Annotated in this window: 25 protein-coding genes; 24 read left to right on the plus strand and 1 reads right to left on the minus strand. The window is 60.3% G+C overall.

Features of this window, described 5'->3' with window-relative positions:
• The first annotated feature begins 1 nt into the window (after window position 1).
• Window positions 2–2311: a substrate-binding domain-containing protein gene (locus D5261_RS10050; protein WP_165864507.1), complete on the plus strand. Its 2310-nt coding sequence runs from the start codon at window positions 2–4 to the stop codon at window positions 2309–2311.
• 34 nt (window positions 2312–2345) lie between these two features.
• Here the strand turns inward: D5261_RS10050 and D5261_RS10055 are convergent, their stop codons facing one another.
• Window positions 2346–3221 (minus strand): universal stress protein, encoded by an 876-nt coding sequence (locus D5261_RS10055; protein WP_165864506.1) that lies wholly within the window; start codon window positions 3219–3221, stop codon window positions 2346–2348.
• 258 nt (window positions 3222–3479) lie between these two features.
• On the opposite strand from D5261_RS10055, the gene D5261_RS10060 reads away from it, so the two are divergent.
• The 23 genes from D5261_RS10060 to D5261_RS10170 all read left to right on the plus strand — a co-directional run bounded on the left by D5261_RS10060 (window position 3480) and on the right by D5261_RS10170 (window position 26969).
• The gene (locus D5261_RS10060) at window positions 3480–3914 is read left to right on the plus strand and encodes an HIT family protein (protein ID WP_119323777.1); all 435 of its coding nucleotides are present in this window, start codon (window positions 3480–3482) and stop codon (window positions 3912–3914) included.
• 17 nt (window positions 3915–3931) lie between these two features.
• The gene (gene ruvA / locus D5261_RS10065) at window positions 3932–4555 is read left to right on the plus strand and encodes a Holliday junction branch migration protein RuvA (RefSeq protein ID WP_119323776.1); all 624 of its coding nucleotides are present in this window, start codon (window positions 3932–3934) and stop codon (window positions 4553–4555) included.
• Between the two features lie 38 nt (window positions 4556–4593).
• Complete coding sequence (locus D5261_RS10070) at window positions 4594–5142, plus strand: hypothetical protein (protein WP_125206230.1); 549 nt, start codon at window positions 4594–4596, stop codon at window positions 5140–5142.
• Window positions 5143–5301: 159 nt separating this feature from the next.
• Entirely contained in the window at window positions 5302–5541 is a 240-nt protein-coding gene (locus D5261_RS10075) for a type II toxin-antitoxin system Phd/YefM family antitoxin (RefSeq protein ID WP_119323775.1), read from the plus strand.
• 2 nt (window positions 5542–5543) lie between these two features.
• Complete coding sequence (locus D5261_RS10080; RefSeq protein WP_119323774.1) at window positions 5544–5975, plus strand: type II toxin-antitoxin system VapC family toxin; 432 nt, start codon at window positions 5544–5546, stop codon at window positions 5973–5975.
• A gap of 32 nt (window positions 5976–6007) precedes the next feature.
• Window positions 6008–7030 (plus strand): Holliday junction branch migration DNA helicase RuvB, encoded by a 1023-nt coding sequence (gene ruvB / locus D5261_RS10085; RefSeq protein ID WP_119323773.1) that lies wholly within the window; start codon window positions 6008–6010, stop codon window positions 7028–7030.
• Window positions 7031–7084: 54 nt separating this feature from the next.
• The gene (locus D5261_RS10090) at window positions 7085–9688 is read left to right on the plus strand and encodes a GH92 family glycosyl hydrolase (protein ID WP_119323772.1); all 2604 of its coding nucleotides are present in this window, start codon (window positions 7085–7087) and stop codon (window positions 9686–9688) included.
• A gap of 167 nt (window positions 9689–9855) precedes the next feature.
• Complete coding sequence (locus tag D5261_RS10095) at window positions 9856–10032, plus strand: hypothetical protein (protein ID WP_165864505.1); 177 nt, start codon at window positions 9856–9858, stop codon at window positions 10030–10032.
• A gap of 337 nt (window positions 10033–10369) precedes the next feature.
• The gene (locus D5261_RS10100; RefSeq protein WP_119323771.1) at window positions 10370–11980 is read left to right on the plus strand and encodes an ABC-F family ATP-binding cassette domain-containing protein; all 1611 of its coding nucleotides are present in this window, start codon (window positions 10370–10372) and stop codon (window positions 11978–11980) included.
• Between the two features lie 89 nt (window positions 11981–12069).
• Window positions 12070–13182, plus strand: a complete 1113-nt coding sequence (locus D5261_RS10105; RefSeq protein ID WP_119323770.1) for a glycosyltransferase family 4 protein — start codon at window positions 12070–12072, stop codon at window positions 13180–13182.
• A gap of 292 nt (window positions 13183–13474) precedes the next feature.
• On the plus strand, window positions 13475–14686 hold the full coding sequence (locus D5261_RS10110; protein WP_165864504.1) for a DNA adenine methylase: 1212 nt from the start codon (window positions 13475–13477) through the stop codon (window positions 14684–14686).
• The gene (locus D5261_RS10115) at window positions 14683–15342 is read left to right on the plus strand and encodes a hypothetical protein (RefSeq protein WP_119323768.1); all 660 of its coding nucleotides are present in this window, start codon (window positions 14683–14685) and stop codon (window positions 15340–15342) included. The genes D5261_RS10110 and D5261_RS10115 overlap by 4 nt, the downstream gene beginning before the upstream one ends.
• Window positions 15343–15352: 10 nt before the next feature.
• Window positions 15353–15724: a hypothetical protein gene (locus D5261_RS10120; RefSeq protein ID WP_119323767.1), complete on the plus strand. Its 372-nt coding sequence runs from the start codon at window positions 15353–15355 to the stop codon at window positions 15722–15724.
• Window positions 15725–15941: 217 nt separating this feature from the next.
• The gene (locus D5261_RS10125) at window positions 15942–16457 is read left to right on the plus strand and encodes a hypothetical protein (protein ID WP_119323766.1); all 516 of its coding nucleotides are present in this window, start codon (window positions 15942–15944) and stop codon (window positions 16455–16457) included.
• Between the two features lie 150 nt (window positions 16458–16607).
• Window positions 16608–17120 (plus strand): hypothetical protein, encoded by a 513-nt coding sequence (locus D5261_RS10130; protein WP_119323765.1) that lies wholly within the window; start codon window positions 16608–16610, stop codon window positions 17118–17120.
• An 88-nt stretch (window positions 17121–17208) separates the two neighbouring features.
• A complete protein-coding gene (locus tag D5261_RS10135) occupies window positions 17209–18465 on the plus strand; it encodes a tetratricopeptide repeat protein (protein ID WP_119323764.1) in 1257 nt (418 codons plus the stop codon).
• The gene (locus D5261_RS10140; RefSeq protein WP_119323763.1) at window positions 18462–19658 is read left to right on the plus strand and encodes a tetratricopeptide repeat protein; all 1197 of its coding nucleotides are present in this window, start codon (window positions 18462–18464) and stop codon (window positions 19656–19658) included. The genes D5261_RS10135 and D5261_RS10140 overlap by 4 nt, the downstream gene beginning before the upstream one ends.
• Window positions 19659–19689: 31 nt before the next feature.
• The gene (locus D5261_RS10145; protein ID WP_119323762.1) at window positions 19690–20625 is read left to right on the plus strand and encodes a GNAT family N-acetyltransferase; all 936 of its coding nucleotides are present in this window, start codon (window positions 19690–19692) and stop codon (window positions 20623–20625) included.
• Complete coding sequence (locus D5261_RS10150) at window positions 20526–21575, plus strand: hypothetical protein (protein ID WP_165864502.1); 1050 nt, start codon at window positions 20526–20528, stop codon at window positions 21573–21575. Before D5261_RS10145 ends, D5261_RS10150 begins: the two co-directional genes overlap by 100 nt.
• A gap of 132 nt (window positions 21576–21707) precedes the next feature.
• On the plus strand, window positions 21708–22841 hold the full coding sequence (locus tag D5261_RS10155; protein WP_165864501.1) for a DnaJ C-terminal domain-containing protein: 1134 nt from the start codon (window positions 21708–21710) through the stop codon (window positions 22839–22841).
• Window positions 22842–22903: 62 nt separating this feature from the next.
• Window positions 22904–23281, plus strand: a complete 378-nt coding sequence (locus D5261_RS10160) for a MerR family transcriptional regulator (RefSeq protein ID WP_119323759.1) — start codon at window positions 22904–22906, stop codon at window positions 23279–23281.
• 5 nt (window positions 23282–23286) lie between these two features.
• Window positions 23287–25740: an ATP-dependent Clp protease ATP-binding subunit gene (locus D5261_RS10165; protein ID WP_245992634.1), complete on the plus strand. Its 2454-nt coding sequence runs from the start codon at window positions 23287–23289 to the stop codon at window positions 25738–25740.
• Between the two features lie 221 nt (window positions 25741–25961).
• Window positions 25962–26969, plus strand: coding sequence for a hypothetical protein (locus D5261_RS10170; protein ID WP_125206229.1), 1008 nt, complete (start codon window positions 25962–25964; stop codon window positions 26967–26969).
• The last annotated feature ends 9 nt before the right edge of the window (window positions 26970–26978 follow it).

A 26978-nucleotide genomic window follows, 5' to 3' on the forward strand; every position in this document is an offset into this window, starting at 1 on the left:
GATGAAGCGAGAGCCCATGGCGCCGTCCGGCGATCTTGCCGCCGCCTGGGCGTATCGGGCGCGTATCTATTTGCTGTGCGCGGCGATCTTTGCCGCCATGGCCGCCGTCGCGCCCGGCTTCCTGACGCCTGGCAACCTCTCTTCAATCCTGAAAGGGACGAGCGCCAATCTTTACGCGGCCATCGGCCTGACGATCGTGCTGATCGCCGGACAGCTCGACCTCTCGATTGGCGCGCTCATGACGGTTGGCGGGATGGCGGCGATCGGGCTGGAGCCCAAACTGGGCTGGCCTGGCGCATTCGCCGTCGCCGCGCTCTGCGGCCTCCTTGTCGGGGCGATCAATGGCCTGCTGGTGACGAAGGCGAAGATCAGCTCATTTATCGTGACTCTCGGAACGATGACGATCCTCGGCGGCGCCGCGAATCTGTACAGCAAGGGCGGGACGCTCTTTGTCAGCGACTTCTCCTTCGCCGACCGGCTCGACCCCGCCGGCCTCCTCTTCACCCCGCGCGTGCTGCTGTCGCTGGCCGCTCTTGTGCTGTTCGCTCTTCTGCTGCGGCGGACATCCGTGGGGCGCGGTCTCTATCTCATCGGCGGCAGCGCGCGCATGGCCTGGTACTCCGGACTGCCCGTGGACAGTTATGTCCTCGGCGCTTTTATGATCTCCGGGCTGCTTTCGGCGCTGGGCGGCGCGCTCTTCGCCGCCAGCCTCAACTCGGCGAACCCGAGCATGGGCGACCGTTCGCTGATGCCGGTGATCGCGGCCGTGATCATCGGCGGAACCAGCATGAAGGGCGGCAAGGGCAGCGTGATCGAGAGCGCGGTCGCGGTGCTGACTCTGGTGGCGCTGATCAACGGCCTTTCGTGCCTGGGCGCCGGCTTCGAAGTGCAGCAGATCGCGAGCGGCGCGGTGCTCGCGAGCGTGGTCGCCTACGACGCCTGGCGGGCGGTCCGCGCCGCCGCCGTGCGCGGCCGGCGCAAGGAGCTTCTGGCGGAGTTTCGCGACAACGATCTCACGTTGGTCAATGAGGACGACAGTATTACGGAGGAGAATAACTCAGTGGAGCAGCGCAAGGACCGAACTTTCGCGATGGCGTGCGTGGCGATGGTCGCCTGCGTCGCCATTGTCGCCATCTACGCCCTGTCCATCCGGAGGCCGCTGGGGCCGTTGCCGGAGACCGAGCCGCGCACAGCCTCGGCGTCAGGCTCCGCGACAAGCGGCGCGGCGGCGGCCGCGCAGGCGGACGCCGCCGTGATGGCGCTCAAAGCCATCGACGGCCAGCCGCTGATCTCCGTGGACGACGCGCCGCTGAACGCCCCGCCCCGCCCCGCCAATCCCGACGCCCTGCCGCTGGAAGACCCGATGCACTGGTACGACCAGGAGTACGCCGGCTGGAATGTCGTCCGTCAGAACATGCCCAAGTCCCCCGGCGGCCCGCTCGCCGGGAGAAAAGTGGTGTGTTTGCGCTTCATGGACCATCCCTATCTCACAGCGTACACGCGCGGCATGCAGAAAGTCGCCGATGCCTACGGGATCCAGCTGACAACATTGGTCGCCAACAACGATATCAATGTCCAATCCCAGCAGGTCGATCAAGCGATCAACGAGCGCCCCGACCTGGTCATCATCACGCCGGTGGACGCTACTGCCGTCGTGCCGCTGCTGCGCAAGCTCAATCAGGCCGGCATTCCCGTGATCGCCAGTAATCTGATGCCCATTGCGCAGGGAACGCCTTACGAACTGACCTGGACCGGCCCCGACGACTGGGGCAACACGCGCATGCTCGCCCGCGAATTCGCCAAGCGCATGCACTACCAGGGCGGCTACTGTATCGTGCGCCACATGCCCGGCTCCGCCCCGTTCTTCTCCCGCACCTACGGCATGGTCACGGAGCTCAAGAAGATCGCGCCGAAGATGGTTTGCCTGGACATGCAGTCGACGGGCCTGGAAGCCGAAAAAACGATGCAGGTCGTCAGCGACTGGATCACGCGCTACGGCTCCAAACTCAACGGGATCACCAGCGCCGACGACTCCGGCGCGCAGATCGGCGTCGATCAGGCCATTGCGAACGCGCATCGCCCCGACATCATCCGCATGGCCGCCGGATGCAGCAAGGTCGGCATGGACGCCGTCAAGGCCGGAGACCTCGCCGCCGTCACCTCCCAGCCCGCCGAATCCGACGGCGCCGTCCCGATGAAACTGGCCGCCGACTGGCTTTCGGGGAAACCGATCGAGCGCCCGGTGTACTATTTGAAGAAACAGCTGATCACGAAGGAAAACGTCGCCCAGTTCCAGCCGGCGCAGTGGTAATTGGCCGCGACGCTCTGGTAATTGGGAACGGCGTTCATTTGACGATCAGCACCGAGCCGCGGGCGCTGTGGGCGACGCGGTCGGAGACGCAGCCCAGCAGGAACGCTTTGAGGCCGGCGAGACCGCGGCTGCCCATCACGATGAGATCGCAGCCTTCCTCGCACGCCACGCGCACAATATCAGAGCCGGGGAATCCCGTCTCTTTGCGGCAGCAGTACGGCGTGCCCTGGCCGTCCAGAGCGAGCGCTGCGCTGCGCACCGCGCTCTCCTGAAGCTGGTCCACCAGCGGGTCGCCCGCTCCGCAGAACGCCACCGCGCCATACGGGTCGGCGTAGAGCGGGGTTTGAAACACGTTGACAATGGTGACCCGCGAGGCGAATTTCTTGGCGATGCCCGCCGCGGTTTGCGACGCCTTGATGGCGCACTGGGAGCCGTCCGCCGCGACCAAGATATTTTGGAACATCTCGCCGGCGCGCTGCGGCCCCCGGACAATCAATACCGGGCAGGGCGCGTGATGCAGAATTCCGTCCGCCACTCCTCCGCCCCGAAGCAGCGATTTGAAGCCCCCCGCGCCGCACCCGCCAATGACGATCAGATCGGCCCCCGTCGTCTTGGCGGCGTGAACGATCTTCTCCATCGGGTGTCCGCTCGCGGCGACGGTCCGGTAAGCGATCTGCGTTCCCTCCGCGAGATGAGTGAATTCACAGAGAGCGTTCTTTCCCTGCTGCTCTTTGAGTTCCCGCTGGCGCCCATCGTGCGGCTCTACCCAGCTTTCCAGCAAAGAAGCGCAAGGGGTGACATGGATCACTGTCAGGCAAGAGTCAAATTCCTTGGCGATTTCGATGGCGCTGACGCCGGCCCAGCGCGCCTTTTCCGATCCATCCGTGGCTAGCAGAATATGGTTAAACATGAAGTGTTCCTCCATTATCGCGCGAGATCGGCGTCCTGGCGATGGACCGGACGCGGGAAGCGCCGCCGGAAATTCGGCGGAGATGACTGATCTTATTATAATACGTTTATGACAAATAAAACATGCTTCTTTTGTTCCATGAGAGAAAGATAATCTCCCGGAATTTTTCAGCGCCGCGCATGCGAATCCTGGTATCATAAAGGGAACGGCGGCCCGATGGGCTCCGGCGTTTCTTTACGCCCCTCAGGAAGTAAATTCATGTCCGAATGCACGCTTTGTCATCTCACGCGCGGCGTCGTCACCTCCAATGAGTATTGGACGGCGGCGATCAATCAGAACCAGGCGACTCTGGGGCGCGTTTTCTTCGCGCTGCGCCGTCACGAGACCGATGTCGCCGCGCTGTCCGCGGAGGAGCGCGACGCGCTTTGGGAGATCGCCGGGCAGTTCAAGCGCGCGTTGGCGTCCTTGTTCGCGCCCGACCACTTCAACTTTATGTTCCTGATGAATCAGGACGCCCACGTGCATATGCATATCTATCCCCGATATGCGTCGACGCGCGAGTTCGCGGAGCAGGTCTTCTCCGACAGCCATTACGGCGGCCACTACGATCCATCTGAAGCGCGCGCTCTCACCGACGAGCAGCAGGCGCTCCTGGTCTCCTGCTTCCGCCGTTCGCTCGCCATCGGCGACTAAAGGACCTTGCTCAGTTTATGATTGCACATCTCAACGGCGTCGTCGCGCGCGTCGAAGCCACCTATATCGTTCTGGACGTCGGCGGGGTGGGGTACAAAGTCGCCGTTCCGGTCAGCGTGCTCACGGCCCTGCCGCCGGTCGGCGATAAAACGCTGCTCCATATCCATACGATTGTCCGCGAAGACGACATCGCGCTTTACGGCTTCGCCCAGCCCGGCGACCAGCGCGTCTTCGAGCTCCTGATCGGCGTCACCGGCGTCGGCCCCAAAGTCGCCCTGTCCGTCCTCTCCGCCATGGACGCCGACACGCTCGCCCGCGCCATCGCGAACGAAGACACCAAAACCCTGATCCGCATTCCCGGTCTCGGCCTCAAAACCGCGCAGCGCTTGATTCTGGAGCTCAAAGAAAAGATCAGCGCCCTGGTCTGGGAGCGCAAATCCGAGCGCATGACCGCCATCAGCCAGCAGACGACCGAACAGGACATCTTCGAAGACGTCGTCGAAGGCCTCGTCAACCTCGGCTACAACCGCAACGACGCCCGCAAGGCCGCCGACCGCGCGATGAAAGAGATCGTGGACAAAACCAACATGGGAGAAGCGCTGCGCGCCGCGCTGAATATTATGACGGGGAGCGGGAAGTAGGGGGCGGCTCTGTTGGTTTTCGCCAAGGGGAACTGTTCATGCCACAGCAGCACGCATCGTTTTGTTTGGGAGAAGTTATCTCCATTGAGAGCCGGGATGTTCTGGAGCGAATTCAGGGAGAAACGCGCCTTCACGCCGACTTAACGGAAGATCAATTCCGATTCGCTGATTGCGTATGTCACGTTAAAAATATCAATTATTTTCATGGAGGCTTGTGCCTCTATAAGCTTTCAACGTACGTTCGAAATAGCGAGCAGTCACCCTTTTCCCATGAAGAGCCGGTTCCTGGTATTTGGGAAGAAGTATGTCTGCGAGACAGTCCGAATTCGACGCTGCCATTTTCCTTTCCGCCGGCAAATGAGATTTATGTCGTCACGCACGAGACAAGAAACTCGCAGCCCGTGGTTGTTGTGAAATCCAAAGAGGACATCGAGTATTTGGTGTTTCGTGAATATTCCAATCGTGCGCTTTCAGAACTGATGACGGAAGTTAGTTTGAAACGCACCAGTTATGGTTTTGAGAAGCGCTACAGTTTCAGTGGCACAGCGCATGATACGGTGCGAGACTGGGTGCTTCAAAAAAGATAACGGAAAAGGGCAAAAACGCAGGGAGCGATTTAAGGCGGCTTACGATCAACTTGGTCTCAACGGGATTGATTTTGTACCCATGAACGCTGTGTAGCATTGTTGACACAATTGTATGATTCGTGTTAAACTAGTCTTAGTCTAGTCTGACCGGGGTGAGTTATGGCGTCTGTAGGATCTTACGAAGCAAAAACTTATCTGCCAAGCCTCTTAGAGCGTGTCGCAAAAGGCGAGCAGATTACGATTACAAAGCACGGTGTGCCCATCGCGCGTATCGTTCCCATCGCTGAAAAGGACAGCCTTTCACGAGCCGATGCGATTCAAAGGCTGCGCTTGTTTTCCAAAGGAAAGACGCTTGGCGGGTTGTCTGTTCGTGAAATGATGGAAGAAGGGCGGCGCTAGGAATGCCTGATGCGGAAGAAGCGCCGAAGCAATTCATCATCGATTGCTCTTTGACCATGGCCTGGTGTTTTGAGGACGAAGCCACTCCGGAGAGTCGTGCGCTGCAAGATCGCCTGGAAAGTGAAGACGCCGTTGTTCCGTCCATATGGCCTTTAGAAGTTGCGAATGTCCTTTTGGTTGGGGAGCGGCGCGGCCGGCTGACACAAGCGGACGTCACACAGTTCATCACAATTCTACAGTCATTGCCTATTAACGTGGATCATGCGGCAGAGGGCGTCGTTTTTGGGCAAGTCTTAGCGTTGGCGAGGGCGCATCGTCTTTCTGTCTACGATGCGTCGTATTTGGAGTTGGCGCTTCGGCGGAATTTAGCGTTGGCGACGTTTGATAGAGAACTTCGACAGGCCGCGCAAACGCTCGGCGTCGTTCTTTTATAGTGTTGTTTTGTTTGGGTGTTTAGGATAGAATTATGACCGAACGGATGATCTCCTCAGACCTTGCGGATGAGGATCGCGATGAATATTCGCTGCGGCCCCGGTGGCTGCGGGAGTTTATCGGGCAGGCGAAAATCAAGGAGAACCTGTCGATCTTTCTTCAGGCCGCGAAGGGCCGGGGGGAGGCGCTGGATCATGTGCTGCTCCATGGGCCGCCGGGACTGGGGAAGACGAGCCTTTCGCTGATTATCGCCAATGAGATGAATGCGACGCTGCGGGCGACGTCCGGGCCGGCGATCGAGCGGCCGGGGGATCTGGTTGCGATCCTGACGAACCTGGAGCCGGGCAGCGTGCTCTTTGTCGATGAGATTCACCGATTGTCGCGGACGGTCGAGGAGATTTTGTACTCGGCGATGGAGGACTACCAGGTCGATATCGTGATCGGGCAGGGGCCTTCGGCGCGGACGGTGAAGCTGGATGTCAACCCATTTACGCTGGTGGGGGCGACGACGCGGGCGGGACTGCTGACGTCTCCGCTGCGCGATCGTTTCGGCATTCAGCAGAACTTTACGTTTTATGAGACGGACGATCTGGTCGAGATCATCGTGCGTTCGGCGGCGATCCTGGGCGTGAGTTTGGATTTGACCGGGGCGGTGGAGCTGGCGAAGCGGTCGCGCGGCACGCCGCGCATCGCTAACCGGCTGCTCAAGCGCGTGCGCGATTTCGCGCAGGTGCGGGCGGACGGGCATATCAGCAAGGAAGTGGCGGCGGCGGCGCTTTCGATGCTGGAGGTGGACGCGCTGGGGCTGGATGAGTTCGACCGGAAGCTGCTGCGCACGCTGATCGAGAAGTTCGGCGGCGGCCCCGTGGGCGTCGAAACTATTGCGGCGGCGATCAGCGAGGAGCGGGAGACCATTGAAGATGTCTATGAGCCTTACTTGATGCAGCACGGCTTTTTGCAGCGCACCCCGCGCGGCCGCATGGCGACGCGCGCCGCGTACGAACATTTAGGTTTGACTCCGCCGCCGCGCGCGCCGATGCAAGGCGAGCTCTTGTAGGGTATCCTAAGTGCAAAGATACGGCGAAATCCAAATACAATCCAGGCGTTTTTCATGACTTTTAATCCTCTTCTCCTTGTCAACCCATTGCAGGGCGCAAATTCGCAGGGCGAGTTCTCGCGGGGCAACACGCTGCCGCTGGTCTCGGCGCCCTGGGGAATGACCCAATGGACGCTCCAGAATGGATCGGGACGCTGGTTCTTCGATCCCAATACGCCGACGATCAGCTCGCTGCGCGCGACGCGCCAGCCCTCGCCCTGGATGGCGGATTATGGCGTGTTCGGGATCTTTGCCCAGACCGGCGATCTTGTCGCCTCCCGCGCGGCGCGCGCCGTCCGCTACAATCCTGAGGATCTGTCCGTGCATCCGGACTATCTGTCGGTGGTGCTCGCGGACGATGGGACGCGGATGGAGATGTCGGCTACGGAGCGGTGCGGGATCTTCCGCTTTACCTACGCCGCGGATGTGACGGCGCGCGTGCTGATCGACGCGAATCATGGCGCTCGGATCCATGCGGGCGAGAATCTCATCACGGGACTGTCGCGGACGAACCATGGCGGCGTTCCGGAGAACTTCGCCTGCTACTTCGCCGTCCGTTTTGACCGGCCCTTCACGAACGCCTTCGTCACGCAGGGCGGGGCCGCCACTGGACAAACGGAGCTGGAAGGCGAGGAGATCGGGGTCGTCGCGGAGTTCGAGGCGGGCGCGCCCGTCGTGGTGAAGATCGGCGCCTCGTTTATCAGCGTCGAGCAGGCGATCCGCAATATCGATCTGGAGATCGGAAATAAGGACTTCGACGCCGTTCGCGGGGAGCTTTCCGCAACGTGGAGCGATCTGCTGGGCCGGATCGAAGTGGAAGGCGGGACGACGGATCAAAATCGCACCTTCTACAGCTGCCTGTACCGGGCGCATCTCTTCCCGCATATGTTCCATGAGACCGACGCTGCCGGGCAAACGGTCCACTACAGCGCCTATACCGGCGAGGTTCTGCCGGGCGTGGCGTATACGGACAGCGGCTTCTGGGACACCTACCGGACTCTGTTCCCGCTACTCTCCATTCTCCAGCCCAAGCGCTACGGGGAGATCCTGCAAGGGTTTGTGAACGCCTACAAAGAGGGCGGCTGGCTTCCGCAGTGGCCGAGCCCCGGTTACCGCGCCGTCATGATCGGCACCCATATCGACGCGGTCTTCGCCGACGCCTTTGTCAAGGGCGTGACGGGATTCGATCGCGAGATGGCGTATGAGGGACTGCTCAAGGACGCCAACATCCCCGGCGATCCCCACGACCTGTATGGTCGTGTCGGCCTGGACGATTATCTGAAGCTGGGTTACGTGGCCGCCGAGACCGCCAACAAATCGGCGTCGCGGTCGCTCGATTACCATTACGACGATTTCTGTATCTCGCAGGTTGCCGGCGTTCTCGGGCGGACGACCGACCAGGACCGGCTGCGCGCGCGGGCGCGGAACTATACGAAGCTCTATGACGCCGAATCCGGGTTTGTGCGCGGCCGGAACGCCGATGGATCCTGGCCGGCGAACTTCAATCCTTACTCCTGGGGCGGGCCGTATGTCGAAGGCAGCGCGTGGCAGTCGACCTGGGCGGTCCCGCACGATCCCGCCGGTCTGATGGCCGTCATGGGCGGGCAGGAGGCGCTGGTGCGCAAGTTAGATCGGATGATGTACCAGTCACCCAAGTTCGAGGTCGGATCGTATGGGCAGGAGATCCACGAGATGAGCGAAATGGCCGCCGTGCAGTTCGGCCAGTACGCGCAGAGCAATCAGCCGGTCCACCTCGCGCTCTTTTTGTACGCGGCGGCGGGCAGTCCGGCCCGCACCCAGTACTGGGTGCGGCGCACCATGAACGAGCTCTATACTCCCGACGACTTCCCCGGCGACGAAGACAACGGCGAGATGGCCTCCTGGTATCTTTTCAATGCGCTGGGCTTATACCCCCTATGTCCCGGCCATCCGTCCTACGTCTTGAGCTCGCCCCTGTTCCCGAAGGCGACCGTCACGCTGGAAGACGGCAAGAAGCTGGTGATCGAAGCGCTGGCGAACTCGGCCCAGAACTGCTACGTGACCGGCGTCGCCGTGAACGGCGCCGCGCATCCCTCGCTTTCGATCTCGCACGACGACATCGCGGCGGGCGGTTCGCTCACGTTCACGATGGCGGCTGCCCCGTCGCCGCGCGCTCTGTCCGCGTCGGACCTGCCGTATTCGCTTTCGGCGTACCCCGAGATGGCGCCGGCGACAGATCCTTTCGGGGCATCGCTGAAAATTAGCTGCGGCGGAAGCGACGCCGGCGGAGAGTTTGCCGACGATTGCTATGTTACGGGCGGCGAAGTTGTGAGCTTGGGCGGCCCCGGTGTTTACGCCTCCGCGCGGCGCGGCGCGTTCCAGTATGCGCTGCCGCTGCCCGCACTGCCCGAAGGCCAATCCTACACCGTCCGCCTCCGCTTCGCGGCTTCTGATGCCTCCGAGTTCAACGGCCGGGTGATCGGCGCTGGGCAAACGTCAGGAGAGCGATCCGTGGATCCGAATTACGCCGACGGCGTTCGGGAGGATTTCTCCGGAGTGGCTCCCAGCGGCGACGGCCTGATTCGAATCGAGACGGCTCAGGGGGCGCTGAGCGCGATCGAGATCTTCGCGGCCGGGTAACCTCCTCCGAGTGATCGCCCCCCGGCCCGAAGGCCGAGGGTCGGTCACCGGGGGAGATTTGCCACGCTCTGATAGGTCTGCGCGGATTTCTGTGATATAATAAAAGCTGTCGCCGATCGCAGACGGCGGTTATTATCAATGGATAATTGTTCCAAGGGAGAACGTACGTGCCCAAAGACCATTTAAAAGAAGCCAAAGCGCTCGCAGACGTTTCCAAGGCCATGACCGAGGAAGCGCGCACGCTTGCCAAAGAGGCCGAATCGCTGACCAAAGAGGCGAAGTTTTTGACGCAGGAAGCTAAGAACCTGGCCGAAACCGTCGACACGCTCCAGCAGAAATCCTAGCCGCCGAGACACGCATCGCTCCTCGTTTTTCGAGGCGGACGTCTTGTTTTCAGCGGCTTTGTCTCTCTTTACTCCTTCTCAAGCGCCTTCGCAATGGCCGCTTCCCCTGGTCATGGCGCGCCCTTTCGCAAAGGCGAGGGCGTTTGGCGCGAAGCCATGCGCGTCGCATGAATTTTAGATATCCCTCTTCTCCAAGAGAGGGAGTGAAGGCGAAGGCCGCATCTTTTCCCCCGTCCTCCGTCTCGCCTCCGCGCCAAACCAGGTATAATAAGAGGTCAATCGGGCGCCTTCGCGCCTGTAATCTTGTCCAAATTCTCTTTGGGAACCTGCCTTAGCTATGATCATCGTCAATGAAATTTCCAAATCCTACGGGACGCGAACGCTGTTCGACAATGTCAGCGTCAAGTTCACTCCGGGGAACCGATACGGCCTGACCGGCCCGAACGGCGCCGGCAAGTCGACCTTTATGAAGATCCTGTCGGGGGAGATCGAGGCCTCGAACCGGGGAACGATCACCCGGCCGTCGCGCCTCGGCGTCCTCAAACAGAACCAGTTCGAGTATGACAACGAGCGCATCATCGACACCGTCATGATGGGCAAGGCGTCGCTCTGGAACGCCCTGAAAGAGCGCAACGAGCTCTGCGAGGCCGAAGAGTTCACCGACGAGATGATGAACCGTCTCGGCGATTTGGAAACGATCATTGCCGACGAGAACGGTTACGAGGCGGAGATCGAAGTCGCGGAGATCCTGCGCGGTATCGGTCTGCCCAACGAGCGGCATATGGACCTGATGAGCACGCTGCCGAACGACTTCAAGTTCCGCGTGCTGCTCGCCCAGGCGCTGTTCGCCGGACCGGACGCGCTGATGCTCGACGAACCGACCAACCACATGGATCTGGAATCGATCCACTGGCTGGAGGACTTCCTCTACGAGTACAAGGGAACGCTGCTGGTCATCTCGCACGACCGTCACTTCCTGAACGCCGTCTGCACCCATGTCGCCGACATCGACTACGACACCATCATCGTTTATCCCGGTAACTACGACGATATGGTGGAGCACAAGATGCAGGCGCGCGACCGGGTCGAGTCCGACAACCGCGACAAGGCGAAGAAGATCGCCCAGCTTCAGGAATTCGTTTCGCGCTTCGCCGCCGGCCAGCGCTCCTCGCAGGTGCAGTCGCGGCGCAAGGAAATGGCGCGGCTCGCGCCGGCCGAAATGAAGCGGTCGAATATTCAGCGCCCGTTCATTCGCTTCGAGCAGACCAAGCCCTCCAGCCGCGAAATTCTGGAAGTGACGGGACTGACCAAGTCCTTTGACGGCCGTAAGATTCTGGACAACGTCAATCTGGAGATCGTGCGCGGCGACAAGGTCGCCATCATCGGCGGCAACGGCGTCGGCAAGACCACGCTGATCCGCTGCCTGATCGGCGAGCTGGAGCCAGACTCGGGGTCGGCCAAGTGGGGCTTTGGCGCGAGCTGGGGCTACTATCCGCAGGATTATCGGGTCTTGATGCCCAACGACAGCTCCACGGCGCTGGATTGGATCATGCAGTATGTGACCGACGAAGGCCCGCAGGTCGTGCGCGGCATGCTCGGCCGGATGCTGTTTGCCGGCGACGATGCGCTCAAGCCCACCTCGGCGCTGTCCGGCGGCGAGGCCGCCCGCCTGCTGCTCGCCAAGCTCATGCTGATGAAAGATCCGATCCTGATCTTCGATGAGCCGACGAACCACCTGGACCTGGAAGCCGTCTCCGCGCTCGCCGAGGGCCTGTCGACCTTCCCTGGAACGGTGCTTGTCGTCTCGCACGACCGCGATTTGATCTCCGAAGTCTCCACACGCGTGCTGTCGTTCACTCCCGAGGGCCTGATCGACTTCCGCGGAACGTACGACGAGTATCTGGAAGAGCACCCGCTGCCGGTCGCCGAGCGCCGCGCCAAATGGTAGTGCGGGGCCCCGGCTGACCTGTCTGTTTCGATGAATTTGCGTCCCTTGTACTACACTTCTAGAGATCGTCAGAGGAGTCCTACAGAAATATGAGAATTGCTCTTGCCGCGAGTGTTTACCTCAATAAAAACGCGGGCATGGCCGGGGTGACTTGGCGATTGGGGAACGCGATGCGCGACCAGGGCGCGGAAGTCGACTTTTATTTTTTGGATGAGCTGGCGTCCTTTCGCCAGCAAATCCCCAATGACGAAATCTTTCCCTGGCGCCTGGCCTTCGCTCCCAAGATCCGCACCTACGATGTCGTCGACTCGACCGCCGAAAACACAATCCTCTCCGTATTCCCAAAACGGCCCCTGCTGGTCTCGCGAAGCCATGGCTTAGAGAATGTCGCGCACATCGAACGGCTCAAGGACGCGAAACTCGGTGGAAAACAACTGTCGCGAGTGTATCCGCTGTATCGCGGCAGCGTGCGTCTTTGGGAAGAGAAACTCGCGTTTCAGCGTGCGGACCTCGCCTTCTTTCTCAATGAATACGATCGTGGTTTCGCCGTGGACCACTTTGGGGTGACTCCAGCAAAAGCTCATGTCGTTCCAAACGGTTTGGCGACGCAGTTTCTCGGGCTGCCGTTCGACCCGAACCCCGATGTCGATGGAAAGATCAAGATCGCCTGGATCGGCGGCTACATTCCTCGCAAAGGCATCCGCTATGCCGAGCCGGCGTTTGCGGCAGTCCTTCGCAAGCATCCTCATGTCTCCATCAGCCTGTTCGGAACTGGGGAGGATGCGGCCGCAACGCTTCAGCATTACCCCACGGACCTGCACGACCGAATTCATATTCTTCCGCGATACAATCAAGAAGAGCTGGTGGTTCTGCTGAAGGGCCATAGTATCTACCTGCTTCCCAGTCTGAGCGAAGGCTTCCCCGGGTCCGTTCTGGAGGCGATGGCGAATGGGCTCGCTTCGGTCCTTACCGATATCCCCGGTCCTACCGAATTCGCCAAAGATGAGAAGAACGCGCTGCTGGTTCCTCCCCGCAGCAGCGTCGATATTGAAACGGCGCTGAACCGGCTGATCGAGGACGCATCCTTGCGAAATCGCATCCGCGCCGCCGGCTACGAATCGGTGCAGCGCTATTCGTGGAAGCAGATTGCGTCGGACACGCTTGCCCTCTATGAGAGCGGTTTGAGCCAGCGAAAAGGCTGATCCGGCGAACCGGGTTTCGAGCGCAAAATGATCGGTCGTCCGGTCCGTTTTTCTTTCACACAAAAATAAATTCACGAAAACACCCCATTCCCTTCCGGAATGGGGTGTTTTTTTGCGAGTAACTGAAAAACCAGTAAAAATACTTTAGAACATTTGAATGAATTCACGGTACAAAGGGAATTCGAGATTTGTTTGCTTGCTATACTGCCAATTTACTGCGCATCTTACACTGTCTTCGAAATCCCAGGAGAGGCCGCTTACCGTCAATTACTTTGATGACAGTGATTATTTTATGAAATCGTCCGATCCTTACCATTCGCGTCGCCACTCCGCCGCACGGACCGACGATTATCTTTACTCGCAATTGATTCCGTATCTCGGCAACAAACGTAAGTTGATTCCGCTGATCGCGGCGGCTGTCGCGAGCACGGGCGCCGTGCAGGGGGTGTTCGCGGACCTCTTCGCGGGAAGCGGCGTTGTTTCCCGATGGGCGAAGCGCCAGGGGTACCAGGTGGTCGCAAACGACTGGGAGCCTTACACCGAAGCGATCAACGGCTGTTATGTCGGTTTGAACGAGCCGCCGGACGGCGCCGCCGAATTACTGGAAACGCTCAATGCGCTGCCGCCCGCGCCGCACGGCTACATCACGGACAATTACTGTCCCGTGGACGACGAGAATCCCGATCCGGACCATGAGCGCTGTTTTTTCACGCATGCGAACGGGGCGCGGATCGACGCGATCCGGCAGACGATCGCCGATTGGAGCGAACATGGACAACTGACGCCCGAAGCGCACGCCTATCTGATCGCTCCTCTGCTCTACGCCGCTTCGTACGTGAGCAACACCAGCGGAATCTTCAAGGCCTACCATCGGGGGTGGGGAGGAAGCACGGGCGACGCCCTGTATCGGATTATGAGCGTGCTGCGCGTGCCGACCCCCGTCCTCCGCCACAGCGCTGAGTCGCATCGGGTGACGTGCATGGACGCCGGGCGCCTCGCGAAGAACTGGGGCGCCCTGGTCGATCGCCCGATGACGATCGCCTATCTCGATCCGCCGTATAACCAGCACCCCTACGGCAGCAACTATCATCTGCTCAACACCCTGGCGCTCTGGGATAAACCCGAAGTCGGGCCGGTGGCGCGCGGCACGAAATCCGCGATCCGTCAGGACTGGCGCATGGAGCGCCGGTCGCTGTTCAATCATAAGGACACGGCGCTGAATGCGCTCACGAACCTCGTGGAGGCGCTCCCCGCGCGCTGGGTGCTCATCAGCTACAGCACGCACGGCAATATCCCCGCCGACACCATGCTGGAGGCGATGGCTGAGCGCGGCGCCGCAACCCTGCTGCCGCGCCGCTACAACCGTTACCGGGTCAGCACGCCCCGGATGCCGGTTGCGCCCCACACCGTCGAATTCGTACTGACCATCGACCGCGATGCGCCCGCCGATCGGCGCGCCGTCGATGTCATGCGCGGCCAGCTCGCCGAGGCGGCGACCGCATGAGCGCCGCGCCGGCCGCGCTTTACCACGCCGCGCCTCTGCATTATCTTCCCCATATTCTCCAATGCGGGATGCTGCGCTGCGCGAGCGTGCTGGCCGCCGATGGGATTGCGGCGCGCCCCGGCGCCCGGCGCCGCGACCGGATGCTGGGGCTGAGCGACTGGGTGCATCTTGCGCCGCGCGCCCGGACGCCGCTCCTCGCGGACAAAGTCCGGCGCGGTTATCCCCATGCGCTCCTGATCTTCGATGGTCCGGCGACGCTGTCCCTGCCGGGCGTCGCTTTGCTGCCCCAGAACACCAAGGCCTGGCGCGCCCGCGCCGCATTCGAGCCCGTGGTCGATCCCGCCTCTCGTGCGCGTCTCATGGACGATCATCTGTCCCATGGCCGCCATCCAAGCATGGAAATCCTGGTACAATACGCCTTGGGTTTGGAGACGCTGGTGCGTGTGGCGCTGATCGATTCGACGGAGGCCGAGATGGCGCGCGATTTGACTGTCCGCCTGGGCCTTGCGCGGACGGCTCCTTTGTCGATCGAGCCGGAACTGTTTCCCGGCGCATCGTCGTATTATCCTCAAACCCTGACGTCCATCGCCGACTATTTTCACGCCTGCCGGGCCGCCGGACGTCTTACCGCGCCGCCTTCGATTCCGTTCGATTGATCCATCCACCATGCTGACACACCTTTGGGAGCACGTCCACACGCTGAGCGTCCGTTACGGTGTCGATCCCGTTGTCTTCGGCGTGCTTTATATCGCGCACCATCCGTTGTTCTGGGGCACGATGGCCTGGCTCGCCGCGCGCGTCCGCCAGCGCCGCCGCGTGGTCCTGCAGATCGTGCTGGGCGTGTTCTTCTGGGTGATGCCCTACGCCTATATCCTGCTCTTTAGCCGTCACCTCCCGGTCTGGGTCTATCCCATTGTGGGTGTCGTTCTGGTGATCGGCGGACGCCATGCGATTGGCGAGATCCGCAAGAACCTGGCCCGCCGCGTCGCCTCCAAAACCCCCGCTCCCGCCTCCGACGAACCGGCGATTTTTTTATAAATATTCGTCAAAAAGTTGGTCAAATTTGTTTCGTCAGGTACCCGGCGGAATCGGCCAAACCTGTGGTATTGTGAAAATAGCAGTATCTTTGCCTGCCTGCCGAGAGTGTGGGTAAGGCGCGAAAGTTTGGATTTGGACAATGTTGACGAACGTACTCAAAGGATGGAGACGTCAGCGGACTGCGCCATCGGCTTCTTGGACTTCCGAGCCGCAGCTGATGATGGATCTCTGTGAGCGTTACTGGGCGAGCCCATGGGAGACGATCTCCGCGGACACCGGCGAGGACGGACTGCAAGCGCAGTACGATCGGGCGCGCCGGGATCTGCTGCTGCGCCCCGCCGAATGTGTCGCGTGGGCGCTGGGGCTGTCGGCGGTGGACGAGTCGCAGCCGCGCTCTCTGGGGATTGAGCTGCTCGCGCAGGCCGTGTATGGCGAGTGCCTCGGCGCCTATGAAGACAGCGCCCTCCACGCGTTCATTGAGGTTCTGGAGCGCCCGTTGCGCAGCCGCTGGGATCAAATAGCGCTGGACACCGCGATCGGCGCTCTGGGCGCTCTGGGCTATTCCTCCGCCGTGCCGGCTCTGACGCGTATTTTGCAGTCCGAGGACCGCGAGTACCAGGGCGACACGCACTGGAATATCGCCGCCGCGCTGGAGCGAATCTCGGGGCAATCCTTCCTCCACAAGCCGGATCCGGTCGAAGCGGCCCGCCTCTGGGCGCTGCAGTCGTCCTAAATTTTCAATATTCGGAGAATTGGTGGTAATCCAGAAGGAATCCTAAGGCGATTCTTGCAATATGGTATGTATGCTCGTTTGCTACCAAAATCCTGCCGCAGTATCTGGGCAGAATCGTTCGCCTAGGTTTCCGGTCGAGGACCATCATTCATGAACGAAAAGAATATCCGCTGGACGATCCTTGCTCTTATCGCCATTCCGATCCTCGCCGCCGTATGGTTTTGCGACAGTCTTTATTCCTCGCGCGACCAGGCCAAGCTCGATCAATGCACATTTCAGCTGAAGTCGATCCACGCCGGATATGTCAAATATAAGGCCGATCACGGCGGCGCCGCGCCCAAGACTCTGGACGACGTCAAGTCTTACATCTTCGGACAGGAGCAGACCTTCCGCTGCCCCTCCGGCCTGCCCAGCGCCAACTACGACCCTCCCTTTGGCGGCGCCCCGTCGAAGTACATCTACGATTACCACTACCTCACCTCTTCGGGGAGCGACCAGATCGTATGCAGCGACGCCGAGCCGCACGTCATCCGTCACATCGTCCTGAAGTTCCTCAACCACGAAGTCCGCAACGTCCTCTACGCCGACGGCCGCATCGTCGCAATGCCCGAGAACGAATTCGAAGCGCTTCCCCCCCAAGCAAAGACCGTCGCCCACAAATAGATCGACCGCGATCGCTTGAAATTCGGAACGGATTGCGCCATCATCATGTCATGATGATGGCTCGCTTTGTTTAAGGAAAATCCGCCGAATGCAGATGAATAAAAAATGGGGAGCTCCGCTGGCGGCTCTGGGCGTGATTTTGGTTGTGCTGTGCATCATCGCCGCGTTCCGGAAGACATTCGCGACCTGGGCCGTCTCCTCTGCGCGGGCGCACGCGCATCGTCACGAAGACACACTCGCCGCGCGTGATTTCAAACTCGCCACGATGCTTGATCCTAGCGACTATGCCGCGCATGACGATTATGCAATTGTGCTGATGCGCCAGAAGAAGTACGCTCTGGCAATTCAAGAATTGCACTCCGCATTGCGTTTGCGCCCCTACGATACCGATCTGCATTTTGATCTCGCCAACGTTCTCGATAAGGCAGGCAAACGCGACGAAGCGATATCGGAATGGCGACTTGCAATTCAGTATGACGCACAGAACGCTCCCGCTTGCGTGGATCTTGCGATGGAGCTAATCAGAAAGAAAGAATATCCCGAGGCAGTCTCACTGGCTCGCCAGGCAATACAGAATGCTCCTGATGATTACATTGCCCAAGAGACGCTGGGCAGCGCGCTGATGCGCCAGGGCGATTTCGCTGATGGCGTCGCCGCCTATCGAGAAGCTGTAAGGATCGAACCGGACAATGCAAGCATACACGCTCGGTTCGGAATTGATCTAAGAAAGTCGCACCAATTCGACGGAGCCATAGCGGAATATAGGGAAGCAATTAAACTCGATCCGACGAGAGCGCAATACCATGTCCAGTTGTCCTATGGGCTTAGTCGTCGAGGCGAAAACGAAGAGGCGCTGGCGGAATCTCAGGAAGCCGTCAAATGCGATCCGAAAGACTCCATTGCGCATAACGATCTCGGATACGATCTGCTTATGTTGCATCATCCACAAGAGGCTGTTGATGAATTTCACCGCTCTCTAGCGCTCGACCCAAACCGCGCAGCTGCACTCGATAACTTGGGGTATGTCTGCTATCGGCAGGGGAAGAGCGATGACGCTCGTCAAGAATATGAAGCCGCACTGAAAATTGCCCCGGATGATCCGGTGATTCGGGCGGACTACGCGGAGCTGTTGGCGAGCCAGGGAGATACAAAATCTGCTTTGGCGGAATCTCAGAAAACCTTGAACCCTACGCCCGACGATCCGATTATTTATAAGTGCTACGGCTATGTGCTTTACAAATCTGGCCAAAAGGCGCATGCGCGCCAAATGTGGAGTAAGGTGCTGACAATGGACAGCGCGGACGCGGCGCAGCAGGCGAGGGAGTATTTGGCGAAGTATCCATGAGCAATGCATTTCAAGAGCGGTCCGCCAGGGGGCGCAATCAAACTTTACGGGGAGTGCTGCTTGCGACGGCCTGTGTTTTTGTTGCGGGAGTGGCCCTGGCCTCCCGTCATGTGATTGGAGAGCGATTCTATCGGGCCGCGCTTTGGCAGTCCCATCATCAGAATTACTCACACGCTGAAGCGGATTTCCATACCGCGATGCGTTTTGACCCAAAAGACAGCAGGATCTTACGTGGATATGGTGTTATGCTCGCCCAGGAGAAGAAGACGCCACTGGCGATGGCGGCGTTTCGTGAAGCTGTGCGTATCGATCCGGCCGATTACAAATCGCACTTTGATCTGGGCCTGAACCTGCTGAGTACGGGACAAACCGCCTCCGCGATTCCCGAGCTAGAAACCGCAATTCGAATTCATCCTGACTACGCACGCGCTTATCGTACGCTGGGGCTGGCGCTCGTCGCTGGCGGTGACAGGGAGGCTGCGAACGCGGCGTATCGCCATGCGATTCAAATCGCGCCGCGCGACCCTATCGCGCATGAATATTTGGGAAACAGTCTGGCGGCTGCGGGCAATATCAGCGCCGCGATTGAGGAAGAGCAGCAGGCCGTGCGTCTCGCTCCGGCGGACGCCCATGCTTATGTGTATCTGAGTGAAGCGCTCTTTGCAGATCATCAATACGAGCGCGCCGCTAACGAAGCGCAGGAAGCGGTCGCCGTTGATCCCCGGAACGCTCGCGCTCACTCCATCCTGGGGAAGAACCTCTTTATCCTGCATCGATGGGATCAAGCTGTCAATGAATGCTTAAGCGCCGAGCGCCTGGATCGCAATCTCGTATCGCCGCATATCAATCTCGCACTGATCTACTTTGCGCGTGAAGACTGGGATCACGCCCTGGTGGAGAATCAGGCTCTCGTACAGCTTCAGCCGTCTGACGCAAGAGCGCACGCCCGGTTCGGCGCGCTGCTGGCCCGCGCCGGCGACCAGAAAGCCGCCGCCGCCGAGTGCGGCCAGGCGATGGCGATGGCGCCGCACGATCCCTCCGTTCTTAACAGTGAGGGCTATGTGCTGTTGATGTCGGGGCAAAAGGCGCTTGCCGTAAAGCAATGGAAAGCCGTCCTGCAGAGGGGCGATTCCGGGGCCGTCACTGAAGCGCGAAAATACCTCACACAGTATCAAAGCGATCAAACCCTTTAGCAGCCTCATCGGGCGCGCCGATAGTGGGAATATGATCATCCCCATCACCACGGACGACTACGACCAGCACTCTCAAGATTTTCGACGCGCCGTTCGCGAGGTCTTCCCGATGCTCGCGATCAGCCCGGATTGGATGGAAGCCTTTCTCGCTCATTGGGAAGTAATGGGCGAGGGCCAAGCTGTGTTTCAAACACAGACTCGCAGCGGTCGGGCGTTCGGCCGCCGCACCGGGTGGAAGGTCCATCATTTGATCCCCTCGGACTGGCGCCGGCGATACGACATCCTCGCGGAGGCGCTCACGGAAATCCAGGCGGAGTTTCTGGCTTCGGAGGCCGATGAGCTCACGCTCGATATTCACGAAACCCTTCCCTCCCATACTCTGTACTTCGCGGGGCTGATGCCGGGACTGGGCTTCGAGATGGGATCCGGTGAGATCCTGTTGCAGGCGGGCGAGGATTTCCTGAGCCATGTTCGTCTGCCCGATTTACCACCCGGAATCCGGGAAGTAAGGCTTGAGGACGCGCGCTTGTCCGATTACGCTTTACTCTATGCACGGGCGCACGCGGCGCGGATCCACCACCGTCCTTCGTTTTTTCGGGAGCAGAATTGGCGGGAGACGATCGTCGACGCCGCCGCGCACGACGATCTGCGCCGTACGTGGATTGGGCTGGAGGCCGAAGGCCAGATCGTCGCGTCCTGCTACGGCGGCTGCCGCCCGGAGCGCTGGGGCGAGATCATGTCGGTGGAAGAGCTGGCCGTCCTGCCCGAGTTTTCCGGCCGGGGTCTCGGGCGATACACGCTGATCCGCTGCCTGCAAGAGCTTCAGCGCCACTACGGCGCGCCCGGCCGCGTTTTCCAAATCGGCACATGGCGTCACCTCGGCCCGCGCCCGATCCGCATGTATCTCGGCCTTGGCTTTCAAGTCACGCAGGCAAAAACATACGCCGCTTACCGGAGAAATCGATGACCCCCTTTTTATGGCGACCCGGCCATGGCCCGGACCCCCCCGCTCTGGAGCGTATGCAGGAAGCGTTCCCTAAACCGATGCGCCTGATGGGCGAGCCATGGTTCATGACGGAAAACCGCAAAATGTATCCGGAATTGATGACCACGCTTCCGAAAGATCTTTCGCCTCGTGACCTCATCAAGTATCTGGACGATATCACCAGTGGCGCAACCTCCTTTGGCTCGCTCGACGGTGAATGGGCTGAGTGGTTTCACTACTTGCTTCCACGCTCCATCCTGCGGCATCGCCTGCATGGCGTCTTTTCCGACGGGCTGGAGGAAGTGCTTATTACTGCGCTTGTCACGCAATATCCCGGCCATATCGATGGGAAATATCCTGGCTTTGACAGAGACATTCTGACAACGCTGGGGCAATGGATCATGGCGCCCGACTTGTGGGAGGGAAGCAACATTCGTGTGGGCGCTTTCTTACATGAAATTCCCTACGAGAATTATCCATGGAAATGGTATGAAGCTAGCAGTGACCTATCGGCGACGCTGTTTTTCTGCTGGAAATATCTGTCGCCGCAGGAGATTGACGGCTGGCTGGAATCCGTCTTCGCTATCAAAGACGCTCACTGGTGCGCGCAGATTCTTGTCTGGCTACTGGGAGCGCAAAAGGTGCTTTCGGGGGAAATCACGCAGCCGGTTCAGTTTGAAGAGATTGAACCGAACATCGACTGGTTTGGATCATTTTATTTGAAAGGACATTACGAAGGCGATCATCGGGACCCCGTCATTATTCCGTTTCTGCCGCAAGCGAACATCGACGCGTTTCAGACAGCCCTGCGGAAACATGTCACGGAAGCGCTGTTCTTCGAGTGGCTGGACGCGATCGCCAAAGTCGATTATCTTCAAAGCGAACTCTCCACCCTGCCGGATTCCTTCGCAGCGGCATATCTCATGCGCTGATATTTCCCCTGACGCCGTTCGTATTCTCGGAACCAATTTGCGTAAAACTCCGTTAACTATATTGATAGTCCCACGCTCAAATGGGGTATCATATCTACAGACAGATAACCTGCGGCAAGAGAAGGCATGAGCATGGCGATCGATTATAAAGATTATTACAAAATTCTGGGCGTTCCGAAGACGGCGACGGACAAGGATATCAAGGCGGCTTATCGGAAGCTGGCGCGCCAGCACCATCCGGACGTGAACGCGGGCGACAAGAGCGCCGAGGACAAGTTCAAGGATGTGGGCGAGGCCTATGATGTCCTGGGCGACGCCGATAAGCGCGCGAAGTACGATCAGTTCGGCGACCAGTGGAAGGCGTACGGTTCGGGCGGGCCGACCGGCGGCGGAGGCGGCGCTTATCAGGGCGACGTCAACTTCGGCGGCTTTGGCGCGGGCGGCATCGACGACTTCCTGTCGTCGCTGTTCGGCGGCGCGGCGGGCGGGGGAGCCGCCGGCGGCTTCGGCGGCTTCAGCCAGCCTTCGGGACGGACACGGCAGACGCCGCGCCAGGTGCGCGAGGATGTCGAGTATCCCGTCGAGATCTCACTCGAAGAGGCGTTCGCGGGCACGACCAAGAGCTTCACGCTGAGCGTTCCCGACACGTGCGGACGCTGCGGCGGTTCGGGCGCGGTGAGTTCGGGCAAGAACAAGCCCTGCTCCATGTGCGCCGGTACGGGGAAGGTCAAGGGCAATCGCGGGCTGTTCGCCAATAATGTCTGCCCCCAGTGCGGCGGAACCGGACAGGAAGTGGAAGTCTGTCCGGAGTGCCACGGCGATGGAACCGTGATCAAGAAGCGCCGTTTGACCGACATCAAGATCCCGGCGGGCGTTCCGGACGGTCAGCGGATCCGATTGGCGGGGCAGGGGGCCAATGGCGGCGACCTGTATTTGAAGGTCATCGTGCGCGCGCATCCCCAGTATGAGCGTCAGGGGATCGACCTGTACACCGACTTCGTTGTGCCCTACACCGTGGCCGCCCTCGGCGGCGAGGCTCCGGTGGAGACGCTCTCGGGCCGCAAGGTGCTCAATGTCCCGGCGGGAACGCAGACCGGCCAGACGTTCCGCATGGGCGGCCTTGGGATGCCGGACATCAAGAAAAAGGGAACGTCGGGCGTGCTGTTTGCCCGGGCCAAGATCAGCGTGCCCAAGGAACTGAGCGTCCGCGAGCGCGATCTACTGACGGAGCTGGCGAAGATCCGCAAGGATTCGGTGAAGGCGTAAGATCGTGAGGCCGATGCCCGTGATGCGGAGCGCGCGGCCATCGATGGTGAGGAAGTGATGAAATGGCGTTCGTAAAAGACCGAAATCAGCCTATCTATACGATCAGCATCGCGGCGAAGCTGGTGCGGCCGATGGGCGGGCGAGGCGGCGACGATGTCAAGCCGATCCATGCGCAGACGCTGCGTATGTACGATCGGCTGGGGCTCGTCAAGCCGCAAAAAGTCGGGAAGAATCGATTCTATTCGGATCGGGATATTGAGCGACTACAGAAGATCCAGCACTTCACGCAGGACATCGGCATCAATCTGGCCGGTGTGGCGTATATTTTCGCTCTGATGGACCAGGTCCAGCAGGCGGGGGCGGGCGCGGAGGCGATGGAGACCATGCTGCGCGACGCCGAGGAGACGCTGCGGGAGTGGATCAATAACGGGGAGGAATGAAACCCATGTTTGAAAAATTCACGGAACGCGCGCGGGAGCTGGTCCAGCTGGCCCAGGACATCCTGACGCGCTACAAGCACACGCAACTCGATACCGAGCACCTGCTGCTGGCGATGCTCGAACAAAACGACGGGCTGGTCACGCAGGTGATCCGGCAGCTGGGCGCGGAGCCGCGCGAGCTAATCCGGGCGACCGAGAACGCCCTGGCGCGCGCCCCGAAGGTGCAGTACAACGATCCATCGGCGCAGATCTATATCACGCCGCGCATCAAGCGCGTCTTCGACCTCGCATCCGAGGAAGCGCAGCGATTGCAGGATACGCACATCGGCGTCGAGCATCTGCTGCTAGGGCTGATCAAGGAGGGCGAGGGCGGCGCGGCGCGCATTCTGGCTCAGTTCGCCATCGACGAAGAAAAGACCTATAAGGCGCTGCAATCCATCCGGGGCACCAATCGGGTCACCGACGAGAAGCCTGAAGAGAAGTATAAAGTTCTGGAGCGCTTCTCTCGCGATTTGACGCAGCTGGCGCGGGAAGACAAGATCGATCCGGTCATTGGGCGCGATGAAGAGATCAAGCGCACGATCCAAATTCTGTCCCGCCGCACCAAGAATAACCCGGTGCTGATCGGCGAGCCGGGCGTTGGCAAAACGGCGATCGCCGAGGGTCTCGCCCGCAAGATGGCGAAGAACGACGTGCCGGAGAACCTGCGGGATCGCCGCCTGCTCGCGCTCGATATGGGCGCGCTGGTCGCCGGCTCCAAGTTCCGGGGCGAGTTCGAGGAGCGCCTCAAGGGCGTCATGGACGAGGTTCGCAAGGCCGCCGGTTCGATCGTGCTGTTCATCGACGAGCTGCACACCGTGGTCGGCGCCGGCGCGGCCGAGGGGGCGATGGACGCGAGCAATATGCTCAAGCCCGCGCTCGCTCGCGGCGAATTGCAGTGCATCGGCGCGACGACGCTCGACGAGTATCGCAAGAACATCGAAAAGGACCCGGCTCTGGAGCGGCGCTTCCAGCCCATCGTGGTCGGCGAGCCGTCCGTGGAGGACACCATCACAATCCTGACCGGTCTGCGCGACAAGTACGAGGCGCACCACAAGGTCAAGATCGACGACAGCGCTTTGGTGGCGGCGGCCGAGCTTTCGAGCCGCTATATCACCGATCGGTTCCTGCCGGACAAGGCGATCGACCTGATCGACGAAGCTGCGTCCAAGATCCGCATCGAGAAGTCGTCGATGCCGCCGGAGATCATCGAAAAAGAAGAGCGGCTGGGCCAGCTGCTCCACGAAGGCCGCGCGGCGGCCGACGCCCGCGACTACGAGCGGGCGGCGCGCCTGCGCGATGAAGAGGTCGCCCTGCGCGCCGAGTTCACAAAGGAGCGCGACGCCTGGTTCGCTCAGTCGGGCATGAACAGCGTCGTGGACGAGCAGGACATCGCCGAGCTGATCGCCAAGGCCACCGGCATCCCGGTCTCCCGGATGTTCCAGGAGGAGGCCGAAAAGCTGCTCGCGATGGAATCCAAGCTGCATGAGCGCGTCATCGGGCAGCAGGTCGCCATCGAAGCGGTTTCCGAGGCGATTCGGCGCGCCCGCGCCGGACTCAAAGATCCGCAGCGTCCGATCGGCTCGTTCCTGTTCCTGGGACCGACCGGCGTCGGCAAAACCGAGCTCGCCCGCGCGCTCGCGCAGTTCCTGTTCGACGATCAGGACGCCATCCTGCGCATCGACATGTCCGAGTACATGGAGAAGCACAGCGTCGCTCGCCTGATCGGCGCGCCGCCGGGATATGTCGGCTACGATGAAGGCGGACAGCTCACCGAAGCCGTGCGCCGCCGCCCGTATCGCGTGGTGCTTTTGGACGAGATCGAGAAGGCGCATCCCGACGTCTTCAACATCCTGCTCCAGCTGCTCGACGCCGGCCGCCTGACCGACAGCACCGGCCGCGTCGTCGACTTCAAGAATACCGTGGTGATCATGACGAGCAACATCGGCAGCCACCATATTGAGGCGATTCCGACCGGGGCGACCCAGATCGAGATCGACGATCAGTACGAGCGGATGAAGGACAAAGTCACGATGGAGCTGCGCAATCACTTCCGTCCCGAGCTCCTGAACCGAATCGACGAGATCATCGTGTTCCACGCGCTGAACAAAGAGCAGATCACCAGCATTGTGGACCTGCTGCTCCAGGGCACCGAGCGCCAGCTCAGCGCCCGCAAGCTGCACCTGGAAGTGACCGACGCCGCCAAAGAGCTCATCGCCAACGTCGGCTTCGACCCACTCTACGGCGCCCGTCCGCTCAAACGCACGATCCAGAGGATGGTGGAAAACCCCATCTCCTCCGGCATCCTCCGCCGCGAGTTCACCGACGGCGACACCATCATCGTCGACAGCGACGGCGACAAGATCGTGACGAGGCTTAAAGTCCCGACCATCGGGGGGCGCGAGACGGCTAGCGTTTAATTACGGGGAGTGGAAACGCCTGCGTCTGTAAATTTACAGACGTGGGCGTTTTTTCTTTTCCGGGTTTTGCTACGTCGCGCGAGTGCCGTTGTGAGATGAAAAATCCGTTGTACAATAGTAAGCGTGTTGGCGTAGAGATTGTCGAGCGGCGTGGTAAAGAAGGGAAACTCATGGAGTTCGTAAACCGTTTTTTAGGATTGGTCGCCGGATGGAATGAAGGTATGAGCCGAAGTCGGATCAACTTCGTTCCGATCAACTGGATCATGATGATTGTTTTGGCGACCGTATTCGTGGGATCTCTCACCTCGATTCAGAAAGGGATGACCATGAACCACACGCCGATCCAGACGAGTGTCCAGGCGCTCATCACCGATCCCAGCCTGATGGGGAAGTATGTCACGGTCACGGGGGAGCTGAAGCCGGATATCGCTTACCAGTACGGCAACAAGAAGTCGGATGGGAGTTTTGATGTCGACGATACTTGGATGCTGATGGTCACTCCCCAAACGGTCAACGGGATCTTCGTCAAGGTTCCCAACGCCGATTTTGACGATAAGAAGCCCCGGCAGGTCCTGGTGACTGGAACCTGGGAGTCCATGGACAGCAATCTCGAGTCGGAGGTCGACAAGGAAAACTTTAAAGCCGACGGTCTCAATGTTAATGTGGTCAATGTGCTGAACGCCGGCGCCGCGCCGCCGCAGCCGGGAATATGGGTGTTGGTGATGGCGGTCAGCGGCGTACTGCTCGCGGCGTTCATCGTGACGTTTTTGCGCCAGTACGTGATTTTTCAGGCTCAGCCGGCATCTGGGTTCTCCTCCTCGAACGTATCACCGGCGGCTCCACCGAGCGTCATCCGTGTGACTGGGGAGTTTGCGATCGAAATGCGTGACCGCAAGCGGTTTTTGAACGTGCCGACCAATCCCACGACTCTAGAGAACGGCCACTTGGCGCTGCTGTCGAACATCGATGCATCCTCGCGGTTTTTTGGCGTGAAAACAAACAACCGATCCGGCGTTTGGCTCGTCGCTATTGTCCCTGCCAGCATCCAAAACGTGACTCGTGGTTCGTTCTATCTGGGCGGTCGCAGTTTTCCCGCGATCCGTTTCCGTTATGAGGACGGCGTTAATAGCAGTCGGAAAACCGTTGTTCTCAGTCTGCCGACTATCGGCGAACGCGAAGCCGTCCTCACGGAGCTTGAAAGAATGACGGCTCCCGCCGTCGCGTTATGATCGTGTCAG

Origin of the sequence: Capsulimonas corticalis (assembly GCF_003574315.2) — a bacterium.
Classification (GTDB): domain Bacteria; phylum Armatimonadota; class Armatimonadia; order Armatimonadales; family Capsulimonadaceae; genus Capsulimonas; species Capsulimonas corticalis.